Source organism: Halorubrum yunnanense, assembly GCF_026586675.1.
Taxonomy (GTDB): domain Archaea; phylum Halobacteriota; class Halobacteria; order Halobacteriales; family Haloferacaceae; genus Halorubrum; species Halorubrum yunnanense.
Window position 1 is genome coordinate 60,634 of record NZ_JAODIX010000007.1, and the last position, 11,738, is coordinate 72,371.

An 11,738-nucleotide genomic window follows, 5' to 3' on the forward strand; every position below is an offset into this window, starting at 1 on the left:
AATCGATAATCTCTCGCAGCCGTTGGTGTTCTGCTAGAATCTGCTTGGAGGGCAGTCATCATAAGCGAAGACAGAAACAGCATCTGAATGAATTTTCTCCTCAGAGGCGGACTGGTTCCGTTGTTTCCTCCAGAAACAAGGAGCCTTATTCGCTCAAGAGGCAGTTTTCAGCGAACAGCCGTTTCAGACACAAAACGTCTGAGAAAGAAGAGTTCAACAGAACAGCTCACACGGACGCGAGGAAGTTCTGGATCAGATCGTGGCCGGCCGCGGTCAACACGCTCTCGGGGTGGAACTGCACCGCCTCGATCGGGTGGTCGCGGTGGCGGATCCCCATCACGATCTCGTCGCCCTCGTGGTCGGTCGTCGCCGTCACCGCGAAGGCGTCGGGGACCGCGGTGGCGGCGAGCGAGTGGTAGCGCCCCGCGCGGAACCCCTGATCGAGCCCGGCGAACACACCCTCCCCGTCGTGCTCGACCGGGAACGCCTTCCCGTGGATCGGCTCCGGCGCGTGGCCGACGCTGCCGCCGTACTCGTACACGGCGGCCTCGAGGCCGAGACAGACGCCGAGCGTCGGGACGTCGGGCGAGAGGTCCTGTAGCACGTCCATCGTCACGCCCACGTCGCGCTCGTTCTTCGGGTGCCCGGGGCCGGGACTGATGAGGACGGCGTCCGGGTCGGCGTCGCGGATCTCGGACAGCGACGCGGTGTTCTTCAAAACGGTCACGTCGATCGGCTCCGGCGCTCCGGTCGCGGCTTCCCCGCTCGCGCCGTCCTCCCCGCCGAGCGCTTGGTCCGAGACGTACTCGACGAGGTTGTACGTGAACGAGTCGAAGTTGTCGACGACGACGACGTTCATTCGTCGACCTCCGTGCCGGCCGGGAGGGGGTCGTCGGCGGAGTCGGGGGAAGAGTCGTCCCCGTCGCCCTCCCGGATCCGGTCGATCGCGGTCAGCGCGCCGTCCATCTTCTGCTCGGTCTCCTCGTACTCGGCGGCCGGGTCGGAGTCGGCGACGAGGCCGGCGCCGGCTCGGACCGTCACCGCGGTCTCGTCCGGGTCGCTCGCGCCCGCCGGCGACTCGTCGAGCGTCGCGGTCCGGATCACGATGGCGAAGTCGGCGTCGCCGCTCCACGCGTAGTAGCCGACGCCCCCGCCGTACGCCTCCCGCGGGGTCGTCTCCAGCTCCTCGATAATCTCCATCGCGCGCACCTTCGGCGCGCCCGTGAGGGTGCCGGCCGGGAACGTCGCGCGCGTCGCGTCGAAGGCGTCGGCGTCGGCCGCCAGCGTCCCGGTCACGGTCGACTCGATGTGCTGGACGTGGCTGTACTTCAGCACGTTCATGAACTCCTCGACGCGGACCGACCCCGCCTCCGAGACGCGCCGGACGTCGTTGCGCGCGAGGTCGACGAGCATCGTGTGCTCGGCGCGTTCCTTCCCGTCGGCGAGCATCTCGCCCGCGAGCCGGCGGTCCTCGACCGGGCTCGTCCCGCGGGGACAGGTGCCCGCGATCGGGTTCGAGACGATCCGGTCGCCCTGCACCGACACGAGCGTCTCCGGGCTCGCGCCGACGATGCTGCGGTCGTCGTGGCGCAGCACGTACATGTACGGCGAGGGGTTCACCTCGCGGAGCGCCGCGTACAGCCCGAGCGAGTCGACCTCGCCGCGAAGCTCTCGGCTCCGCGAGATCACGCCCTGATAAATGTCGCCGTCGAGCACGCGGCGCTTGGCGGTTCGAACGGCCTCCTCGTACTCCTCGCGGGGGTCGGCCGACTCCGAGTCGACCCGGATCCCCCCGGGGTCTGGCGGCGCGGCCTCGCCCAACTCCGCTCGCACGCGCTCCGCCTCGTCGACGAGGCCGTCGTAGACGGCCGCCGGGTCGTCGTCGACGCCGACGACGGGGGTGCAGACGAGCTCGACGGTCCCCTCCTTGTCGTCGAAGACGACGGTCCGCGTCGTCAGTGCGAACTCGGCGTCGGGGAACTCCGTCTCGGGCCGCTCGACGCCGACCTCTTCCAGCCAGAGGTCGTAGACGGCCTCGTACGCGAGGAAGCCGACGAACCCGCCGGAGAGAATCTGCCGGTCGGTGTCGGGGAAGCCGCGCAGGCTCACGTCCGGGAACGCCGCGCGGACCCGGTCGATCGCGTCGCCGGCGGCGGGGCCGAGACCGCCTTCGGCGTCCGGATCGCCGTCTGCCCCCTCCCCGACGAACTCGGCCGCCGGCCCGAGCCGTGTCACGTCGGTTCGGTCGGGGCGGACGGAGATGACGGCCTCCGGGTCGTAGCCCACGAACGAGTAGCGGGCGTGTTTGTCCGCCTTTCCGCCCGACGTGAACGCCCCGTCCGGGTCGCTGGAGGCGACCTTCTCGCCGGACTCTAAGAGGAAGCCGTACGGCCCCTCGCCGACGAGAGTCGCGTACGCGGCGAGGGGGGTCACGTCGGCGTCGAGCGTCGCGGACGCCCGGACGACGACGGGCCTCTCCGCGTCGGCGGCGAGGTCGACGAACTCGGCCTTCGAGCGGTCGAGCGGGGACCCGCTCATGCGATCTCCATCTCCCGCCCCGCGTTGGCGACGAAGCGGGCCACCGCGTTGTGGTCTTTCCGCCCCTCGGACAGCTCGACGCCCGAGGCGACGTCGACGGCGAACGGGTCGGCGACGCGGACGGCCTCGGCGACGTTGTCGGCCGTGAGCCCGCCCGCGAGCACGACCGGCGACGTGAGCCGGGACGCCAGGTCGCCCGTCTTCGCCCAGTCGTGGGTCTCGCCGGTGCCGCCGGCGCCCGAGTCGTCGGCCGAGTCGATCACGAGCGCGTCGGCGACCGCGTCGAACTCCTCGGCCCGGAGCGGGTCGTCGGCGTCGACCGCCAGCAGCACCTTCCGCTCGGTCTCGGCCCGGATGTACCGGATCTCGTCGGGCGTCCACTCGCCGTGGAGCTGGAGCGCGTCGGGGCCGACCGTCCGCAGGAGCTCGACCGCGCGCTCCGCGGAGTCGGGCATCGTGACGAGCGTCGCGGTGACGAACGGCGGGACGTCGGCGAGGAGTTCGGCCGCCGTCGCGGGGTCGACCTCGCGCCCGGAGTCGACCGGGACCTCCGAGATCACGCCGACCGCGTCGGCGCCGGCCTCGACCGCGGCCCGGAGGTCCGCGCCGCGCGCGAGCCCGCAGATCTTCACCCGCGCCATCAGTCGTCCTCCGGGCCCGCGGTCGTCTCCGCGTCGGCCTCGGCCCCTTGGTCCTCCCCGCACAGCGCCGCGAACTTCTCGGCGGCCGCGCCGGAGTCGATCGCCTCCGCGGCGCGCTCGACCCCCGCTTCCAGCGAGTCGGCCTCGCCGGCGACGTAGATCGCCGCGCCGGCGTTCGCCAGGATCAGGTCGCGCTTCGGGCCCGTGAGGGAGCCGTCCACGATCCCGCGCAGGTCTTCCGCGTTCTCCTCGGGGCTCCCGCCGGCGACGTCCTCGATCGGGGCGCGGTCGAGCCCGAGCGCCTCCGGCGTGACGGTGAACTCGCTCACCTCGTCGCCGACGACCTCGGCGGCGACCGTCTCGTCGTGGATCCCGATCTCGTCCATCCCCGCCCCGTGGACGACCAGCGCGTGCTCGACGGGCATGTGCGCGAGCGACCGCGCGACCGTCTCGACCAGCTCGGGGTCGTACACGCCGAGCACCTGCGCGTCGGCGCCGGCGGGGTTGGTGAGCGGGCCGAGCACGTTGAAGATCGTCCGGATCCCGAGCTCCCTGCGGGGGCCGATAACGGCCTTCATGGCCGGGTGGAAGACGGGCGCGAGCATGAACCCGATCCCGTCCCGCTCGATCGCCGCCTCCACCGCCGGCGGCTCGGCCTCGACGTCGGCGCCGGCGACCTCCAGCACGTCGGCGCTCCCCGACGAGGAGGACACCGAGTAGTTGCCGTGCTTGGCGATCGGGACGTCCGCGCCCGCGGCGACGATCGCGGCGGTCGTCGAGACGTTGATCGTGTCGTAGTCGTCGCCGCCGGTGCCGCAGGTGTCGACGAGGGGCTCGCGGTCGGGCTCGATCGTCCGGGCGGCGTCGCGCATCCCCTGCGCGAAGCCGGCGATCTCGGCCTCCGTCTCGCCCTTCGTCCGGAGGGCGGCGAGGAGGGCGCCGATCTGCGCCTCCGTGGCCTCCTCGAAGACCAGCCGCGCGGCCTCCCGCGACTCCTCAACAGTCAGGTCCGTCCCGTCCGTCACGCGTTCGACCGTGTCGTTGATATCCATAGTGTCCACCAATGTATTACTTCGCGTTGTGATGTACAAGTCTGTACACCAATTTAACGCTGTCGCCGCGATGCTGCGTGGCACGCGTCGCGAGAGAGGGAACCTGCCCGGGCGGGTCAGTCGTCCGCGACCGCGGGAGCGACCGGTTCCTCCGGATCGGCCGGCGACTCGTCGTCGGCCGGCGCCCCGTCGTCGGTCGGCGCCTCTCCGTCGGTCGGTGCCTCCGGATCGGCCGCAGTCGGCTCGGCGGTCGGCCGCCAGTTCAGGTCGCGCTCGTACTCGAACGCGCGGTGCTCCTCGGTCGGGTCGATCACCGTCAGCGAGAGCCAGTCGTTGTCCAGCAGCTCGGTCACCGCGTCGTGGGCGGCCAAGGCCTCGGTGACCCGCTCGACCGGCGCGTGGACGACCGTGGAAAGGCGGAGGGGCTGGTGGCGCGGCACCCCCTCGGCGGCTATCAGCGACTGGCGAGGGAGGCCCGTCATCAGGTCGCCGCCGTTGCCCTGGTAGACCCCGACGTTGCCGACGGGGTTCTGCGTGACCTTCGAGCCGCTCCCGTACACCGCGTTGTCGACGGTCGAGAAGTAGTACTGGGCGTTGATCCACTGGGTGACGACCATCGGCCCCGCGAGGATCGCTTCGAGCGCGTCCCCGTCGGGGTCCGTCGACCAGTCGTACGAGTGGAGGAACGCGCGCCCGTCGAGGTCGAGATCGCTCGTCAGCTCCCGGGGGCCGACGACGAAGCCGGCGTTGCCGGCCAGTCCCCACTCGGGACGCGTCTCGGCCCAGTCGCCCGCGCGGCGCTCGGCCTCGTCGACGCCCGCCGAGGGGTCGACGCCCATCGACTCGGCGCGCTCGGCGGCCGCGCCCTCGCGGGCGGCGGCGAGGTCCGCGCGCAGGCGCTCGAGGTCGTCCGCGTGGCTCTCGGGGACGCCGCCGTCGTACAGCTCGATCTCGTCGGTCGTCGTGTTGTGCTCGCCGGCGAGGAAGACGGCGTCGTCCGGAACGTCGAAGCCGCGCTCGCGCAGCGCGGCCCTCACGTCGGCGTCGGCACAGATATCGGCCAAGACGCGGGCGTTCGGGCCGCCGGGGTTGCCGGCGCACGCGCCGCAGTCCAGGCTCGAGTCGTAGGGGTTGTTCGCCGTCTCGCTCGCGTGCCCGACGAAGGCGACGAGCCGGCCGAACTCCTCCCAGCCCATCAGCTCGAAGGCGGTCGCGGCGTACTCCACCTTCTCCTCGGCGGTGAGTCCCACCGGCAGGCCGTCGGCGTACGTGTGCTGGTGGTCGACGATCTGGTCGCAGAACTCGCGGTCGTCCGGCACCGCGGCGTCGGCGCCGTTCAACAGGTCGCGGACGCGGCCGGGGACGAGCGTGCGCGCCGCGAGCGCGAGCCCGTACCCGCCCCCGGAGCTTTCGACGAAGCCGAAGGCGCTGGCGGGGTTCGTCTTCAGCGTCTCGGCGATCTCGCCCGCGGCCTCGCGGAGGCTCGACCACCGGTCGCGGCGCCTTCGGGCGTCTCCGTCGGTTGGGACCTCGCTGATGCGGTGCTCCGGGTCGAGGATCGGCGGGCAGGCGTCGACGGATACGTCCGCGTCGTACCCCCGATACTCCATCGGGACGCCGAAGAAGCCGGCGTAGCCGTGGGTCTCGTAGTCGCCCGCGGCCTCGACGTGGCGGCGGATCACCTCCGAGCGCGTGTCGATACAGAAGACCAACTGCGCGTCGGGGCGGTCGGACGGCTCGCTCTCGCCGCTCAGCGAGCGACCCTCGGCAGCCACGCGGTCGACGACCTCGGAGCGGTAGCTCGCCTCCCAGGCGCTCAGGAACGCCTCGGCGACCTCGTCGGCCGGGTCCGGGTCGGCGGGGTCGGAACGGTCCCCGGGGTCGATACCGACGCCGAACGCGTCGGCAAGCGAGAGGCGGACCGCGAGGTAGTCCGCGAGCGTGATCGGATGGGCCGACTGCCACGCCCCCCCGTCGGCCGCGCGCCGCTTGATGAACCCGGTCCACCCCGGGAGCGCGGCCAACTGCGCCTCGAAGACGGCCTCCCACCGGCTCTCCGGGACCGGTTCCAAGACGGCCTCGATGGCCTCGATCGCCGTCTCGGGCGGGGACGCGAGCAGTCCCTCGTCGGGGACCTCGCCGTCGTGTGCGGCCACGCCGCGGAAGGCGGCGTAGAACCCCTCCTCGCGGTCCGGCATCGACCACTCGGCGTGCCCCTCGTCGAGGAAGGCCGACAGCCACTTCGTCAGCACGCTATCGACCCGATCGGTCTCGGCGTCGGACGGCTCCGACTCGGCGTCGGACGGCTCCGACTCGGCGTCGGACGGCTCCGACTCGGCGCCGGCGTCCACGCGCTCGAGCAGCGTCTTCGGGTCGGCCTCGTAGCCGCGGTCGGCCAGCTCCGATTCGAGCGTCTCCGGGTCGATCCGGCCGTCGTCCAGCGCCGCCCGGAAGGCCTTCCGACTCGGGTAGCCGCGTCCGCCGAGCAGGTCGGCGGCCCGCGTCACCGCCTCGCTGAACGGCGCGCTCTCGAACCCCGAGAGGGGGTTGGCCGTCACGAACGAGTGGATCGGCCAGACCGATCCGACCGTCGTCGCGGCGTTATCGATACGCTCGTGGATGGGTTCAGTGCTCATCGTATTCCTCCGTGTCCGTGAGAATCGTCTCCGACGACGGTTGGCCCCAGTTCAGCAGCGCGACGTAGAGCCGCGGGCTGCGCTCGTGGACGCCCGTCTCGATGGCGAGGTACGCGGCGACGAAGGCGACCGCCACGACCCCGTGGAGCGCGGTCAGCTCCGTCGGCGCCGTGACGACCGGAAGCCCCGTCAGGAGCGCTGCGATCCCCTCGTAGACGAGCGCGTACACGGCGATGGCTGGGAGGAAGACGAGGGGAGTCGCTCCGTAGCGGACCGCCGCTGGCAGCGACGCGTCCCGGACCGCGCCGCGCGCCGCGTGGAGGGTCGTGAACGTCACGAACAGGGCGAGGAGGAGGCCGCTGTCGACGCTCGTTCCCTTCCCCGTCAGCAGCACGAACGTCGCGCCGCCCGCCACCCCGGTCGCCAGCGTCACGGCGACGTCGACGACGCCCCCCGAACGGCTCGTCGCCTCGCCCGGACTGTTCCGCTCGACCTCCCCACCCGCGCCGAGGAAGTGGTAGGCCTTATAAAATCCGTGCAGGACGAGGTGGGTGATCGCGGCCCCGAAGAAGCCGAGGCCGGCCTGCATGATCATGAACCCCATCTGTCCCACGGTCGAGCAGGCCAGCTTGCTCTTCACGTCGGGGCGGACGGACTTGAAGAGCTTGCCGAGCAGCGCGCTGGTTGCGCCGACCGCGACGACCGCGAGCATGAGGGTCGCGTCGACCGCGACGACCGGCGCGAACCGCAACAGCAGGACGCCGCCCGCGTTGACGAAGCCGGCGTGCATCAGCGCCGACGCCGGCGTGGGCGCGGTCATCGAGGACAGCAGCCAGCCGTGGAACGGGACGAGCGCGGACTGGACCATCGCCGCGAGGACGAGCGCGACGGCGGCGACGAGCCATATCGGGCCGTCGAGACCGTCGGCGGCCGCGACCGCGGCGATCCCCGAGACCGTCGTCTCCCCGGTCACCGACCAGAGCGCCGCCAGCGCGACGCCCAGGAGCGCGCTGCCGACGAGGAAGTACGTCCGGGCGAGCGTCGCCGCCGCCCGCGCCTGCTTCCACCCCTCGACGATGCCGATGAGCCGCGCCATCACCAGCCCCATCGCCAGCCACAGGAGCCCGAATAGCGCGACGTGGTCGGCCGCGACGAGGGCCATCACGACGGTCACGAAGCCGAACACGGAGAGGAAGAACTCCGTCTCGTGGGCGCTCCCCGCCATGTAGCGGCGCGAGTAGCTGTGGACGACGCCGCCGAAGAAGCCGACGACCGCCCACATCAGAACCGTGAGCCCGTCGACGGCGATCACGCCGGGGACCTCCGGGGCGAAACCGAATCGGACGTGGCCGAAGAGAGCCGCGAGGCTCGCGGCGAACAGCGACCACGCGAGCCACGTGAGTGCGACGGGCGCGAGCGGCGTCTCCGTCGCCGCGTCCGGGAGCGCTCCGACCTCCGTCTTCGAGGTAGATCCTGACATCGTTCGACCCATTCGACCACTCCCGGCGGCCGAACCGCGCTCGGCGAACCGGGACCGGTCGTCTTCACTCCGTGAAGAGAACAGATTGTGTATTAAATCTACTTGTATTCACAAATCGTTCGATAGATTTCCATTAATGAACGTTATAGTTATCTGGGGGCGAGGCCGGCGTCGCAGGGACGCGGTGGAGCGTCCGCTCGGGGATCCGGTAGCGAGGGGAAAGAGACCGCCGCTCAGGAGTCGATGTCGGCGTCGAGCCCGCCGAACGGCGTCGTCTCGTGGCTCCGAACGAGGACCTCGTCGGCGACGGTGAGCCCCATGTCGAGGAGCTCCTGTGCGACGGGCGTGATGTCGTCGTCCGACTCGCCGACCGCCGTCACGAGGAGGTTCTGTTCGCCGGTGACCAGCTCCTGTACCGAGATGACGCCGTCGATCGCCAGGATCTCCGGGAGCAGGTCCCCGCGCTCGGGTATCGAAGCGGTGCAGTAGAGCAGCATCCGAAGCGGGTACCCTGACTTCCGGTAGTCGACGTCGGCGCTGTACCCCTTGATGACCCCGTCGGACTCGAGGCGCTGGATGCGCTTGCGGACGGTGCTGTCCGACGTCCCGGTGCGCTCCGCGATGTCCCCGGACGACGCGTTTCGGGCGTCCTCCTGTAGCGCGTACAGGATCGCCCTGTCTACGTCGTCGATCGCGTCGTCGACCATACCCGAACGTCCGTGGCAGAGCCACTTTACTGTTGTATCTGGACTTCGAAACCCGAAAAGCCGGTCGGAGACGCACGTCCGACGCGGGCCCGGCGCGACTTCGACGCGGGCTACCCGACGTCCAGCGACGTCTCCCCGTCCGCCTCAACGACGACCACGGGGACCTCGGCGTCCTCGATCACGGTGTCCGTCGTGGAGCCGAACACGAACCGGCCGACGGTGCCGGTGGTGGGGGCGCCGACGACGACGAGGTCGTAGTACGGCGACTGCTCGACGATCGCGCCCGCGGCGGTGCGGTCCTCGACGAGCCAGCGGTCCACCCGATCGAAGTCGCCGAGGCGGTCGCGGGCGGCGTCGAGGAGGCGGTCGCCGGCCGCGGCGTACTCGTCGGCGCCGTCGGCCTCGCCGTCGACCGCGGTCGCGTCGCCGTCGACGAGCGCCTCGTCGGAGGGGACGACGTGGAACAGCTCGAGCCACGCGTCGGTCGCGTCGGCGACCTCTCGGGCCACGTCGACCGTCGCCCCGGTGTGGGGGCCGGCGCCCACGGCGACGAGGATCGACGACACGCGGTCCCGTCGGGTCGCGCGGTCGATCCCGTTCAAGCGGGCGTGTGCCGCGGCGGTCGTCGACGCGGCCGCCTCCCCCACGGCCGGCTCGACGACGGGCTCGCCGACTCGGTCGCCGACCGCCGGCGCCTCGGCGCTCGCCTCGTCCGTGTCGCTCCCGTGCATACGCCCACTGTCAGACGCGCGTCAGATAAATCCCGTCGGTCCGCGGGAGCCGTCGGCGCGAGCGGGCGTCAGTCCCGGAAGAACGCCTCGCGCTCGAACGGCTCCGCCTCGCCCTCGACGGCGACCACGTCGAGCGCCGTCACCTCCGCGCCGACGCCGAGCAGCCCGGCGAGGCTCGGCTCGGTGCGGCCCTCGTCGCTCGATATCAGCTCCTTGATGTAGAGCCCGCCTGCGCCGCGGACCTCGACGGTCGCGCGGCGGGGGCCGTCGCGCTCGGCGGTCGCCTCGTACACGTCGCGCTCGCGGGTGATGCTCGCGCGCCGGTGGTCCACTCGGTTCGGGGTGTACTGCTCGACGGTCGTCCCCTCCAGCTCGTCGACCGCGGCGGCGAGGGCGTCGGCGTCGACGTCGGCGTCGAAGGCCACCTCGGCGCGGTAGCGCTTGGCGGCGTCGTGTTCCTTCACGCGCTCGACCATGTCGTAGGTCGCGAGCCGGAGGCCTTCGACCTCCACGGCGCCGTCGGCGAAGGCGTTGATGTCGGCCTGCAGGCGCTCGACGTCGACCCGGCGGCGGCGCGGCTCCTCGACCTCGACCACGAACGGGCGCCCGGTCCCGAGCATCAGCGCGTCGACGTCCTCGCGGCCCGCACCGTGGAACGTCGCCTCCGTGCCGTCCATCACGTCCTCGACGATCGGTGCGGTGTACTCCTCGACGCTGTCGTCGTAGAGGTAGCCGGAGCCGCCGCAGTGGTCGCAGGGGTCGGCGCCCTGCCGGCCCGAGCCTTTGCACTCGCGGCAGGGCCACTCGGTCTGCGGGATGTCGCGCTCCAGCTTCCGGTATCGGCCGTAGACGAACGTGGAGTTCACCTTGGCGTCGATCTCGTCGTCGGCGAGGTCGATCGTGAACTGCACGTCGGGGCGGTCGAAGGAGACCTCCGTCTCCGTGAACCGGCCGAACCGCTTGCCGACCTCGCGATTGAACTCCGATTTAAACGGCTCGCCGGCGTCCTCGTCGAGGCCGGCGTCCGCCCGGAGCAGCGCCTCGTTCTCCTCGATCAGCGGCGGGGGGCGGGTCCCGACGTTGTAGGTGGAAAACTCGATCCCCGCGACCGCCTCGGCGGCGCGCTCCGCCCACGCGTCGAACTCGGTGCAGCGGCCCTCGCAGACCCAGCAGTCCGCGGTCTCGACAGGCTCGTGGTCCTCGTCGTCGCGCAGGGAGAGCGAGACCCGCAGCGCCGAGCCGCGCTCGGCGTTCGACAGCCCGAAGCTCCGGTCGGCGACGAGGCGGCCGAGACAGGCGTCGCACACCGGTCCCGTCTCGGTCGCCCGCGCCGCGACCTCCAGTACGTCCATACGCCATCCAGCGCCCCGCGTGGTAACTGTCTTACTACATCGCCGGCGGGTCGGCCCCGACACGACGCCCCGCCGCCTCCCGGCCGACTTAAGAGGGTCCGAGTCGTTTCGGCGGCCGTGAACGAGCCGGCGTCCCGGGAGGAGCGGCTGGAGCTCGGCGTCGAGCTGCTCGCGCACCTCGAACGCGAGGAGCTGTCGCTGCCGGCCGCGATCGACCGGATCGAGACGGTGACGACGAGCCCCGCGCTCACCCGCGACATCCTCGACGCCGCCGAGAAGCGCGGCGTCATCGAGCGCGAGGACGCCCGGCTCCGGGTCCGGCGCGGCGGCACCTACGTGAACTACGACAGCCAGGTCGTTCAGCGCGAAGGCGAGTTCGAGTGTCGGAGATGCGGGACCTCGATCACGACCGGCCACTTCGTGACGCTCGACGCCGGCGAACTCGGCCCGTTCGGCTCCTCCTGCGTCCGAAAGGTGACCGGGCGCGACGACGACGCCGAGTGAGTACCGCGGTATCGACGTACCTTTTTAAATAACCATTGCCGTGGCGCGCCCCGGTGAGCGGCCCGAAGGGCCGCGAACCGACGGTGCGAGGGAGTCG

Annotated in this window: 10 protein-coding genes; 1 reads left to right on the forward strand and 9 read right to left on the reverse strand. The window is 71.4% G+C overall.

Going from position 1 to position 11,738, the window contains the following annotated elements; all coding sequences use genetic code 11:
• Positions 1–226 precede the first annotated feature (226 nt).
• The 9 genes from trpG to N5096_RS02020 form a co-directional block, all read right to left on the reverse strand.
• Complete coding sequence (gene trpG, locus N5096_RS01980) at positions 227–859, reverse strand: anthranilate synthase component II (RefSeq protein ID WP_267662663.1); 633 nt, start codon at positions 857–859, stop codon at positions 227–229.
• A complete protein-coding gene (gene trpE / locus N5096_RS01985) occupies positions 856–2,538 on the reverse strand; it encodes an anthranilate synthase component I (RefSeq protein WP_267662664.1) in 1,683 nt (560 codons plus the stop codon). Before trpE ends, trpG begins: the two co-directional genes overlap by 4 nt.
• A complete protein-coding gene (locus N5096_RS01990; RefSeq protein ID WP_267662665.1) occupies positions 2,535–3,179 on the reverse strand; it encodes a phosphoribosylanthranilate isomerase in 645 nt (214 codons plus the stop codon). The genes trpE and N5096_RS01990 overlap by 4 nt, the downstream gene beginning before the upstream one ends.
• Positions 3,179–4,231, reverse strand: coding sequence for an anthranilate phosphoribosyltransferase (gene trpD / locus N5096_RS01995; protein WP_267662666.1), 1,053 nt, complete (start codon positions 4,229–4,231; stop codon positions 3,179–3,181). Before trpD ends, N5096_RS01990 begins: the two co-directional genes overlap by 1 nt.
• Positions 4,232–4,347: 116 nt before the next feature.
• Positions 4,348–6,867, reverse strand: a complete 2,520-nt coding sequence (locus N5096_RS02000; protein ID WP_267662667.1) for a DUF2309 domain-containing protein — start codon at positions 6,865–6,867, stop codon at positions 4,348–4,350.
• Positions 6,857–8,347: a proton-conducting transporter transmembrane domain-containing protein gene (locus N5096_RS02005; RefSeq protein ID WP_267662668.1), complete on the reverse strand. Its 1,491-nt coding sequence runs from the start codon at positions 8,345–8,347 to the stop codon at positions 6,857–6,859. The genes N5096_RS02000 and N5096_RS02005 overlap by 11 nt, the downstream gene beginning before the upstream one ends.
• 233 nt (positions 8,348–8,580) lie before the next feature.
• The gene (locus N5096_RS02010; RefSeq protein ID WP_267662669.1) at positions 8,581–9,054 is read right to left on the reverse strand and encodes an Lrp/AsnC family transcriptional regulator; all 474 of its coding nucleotides are present in this window, start codon (positions 9,052–9,054) and stop codon (positions 8,581–8,583) included.
• Positions 9,055–9,164: 110 nt separating this feature from the next.
• Positions 9,165–9,785 (reverse strand): universal stress protein, encoded by a 621-nt coding sequence (locus N5096_RS02015; RefSeq protein WP_267662670.1) that lies wholly within the window; start codon positions 9,783–9,785, stop codon positions 9,165–9,167.
• Between the two features lie 68 nt (positions 9,786–9,853).
• Positions 9,854–11,137 carry a tRNA pseudouridine(54/55) synthase Pus10 gene (locus tag N5096_RS02020; protein WP_267662671.1) on the reverse strand — a complete coding sequence of 428 codons (1,284 nt, stop codon included), beginning with the start codon at positions 11,135–11,137 and terminating at the stop codon, positions 9,854–9,856.
• A gap of 117 nt (positions 11,138–11,254) precedes the next feature.
• Here N5096_RS02020 and N5096_RS02025 point away from each other — a divergent pair, with 117 nt between their 5' ends.
• Positions 11,255–11,641 carry a DUF5830 family protein gene (locus tag N5096_RS02025; RefSeq protein ID WP_267662672.1) on the forward strand — a complete coding sequence of 129 codons (387 nt, stop codon included), beginning with the start codon at positions 11,255–11,257 and terminating at the stop codon, positions 11,639–11,641.
• The last annotated feature ends 97 nt before the right edge of the window (positions 11,642–11,738 follow it).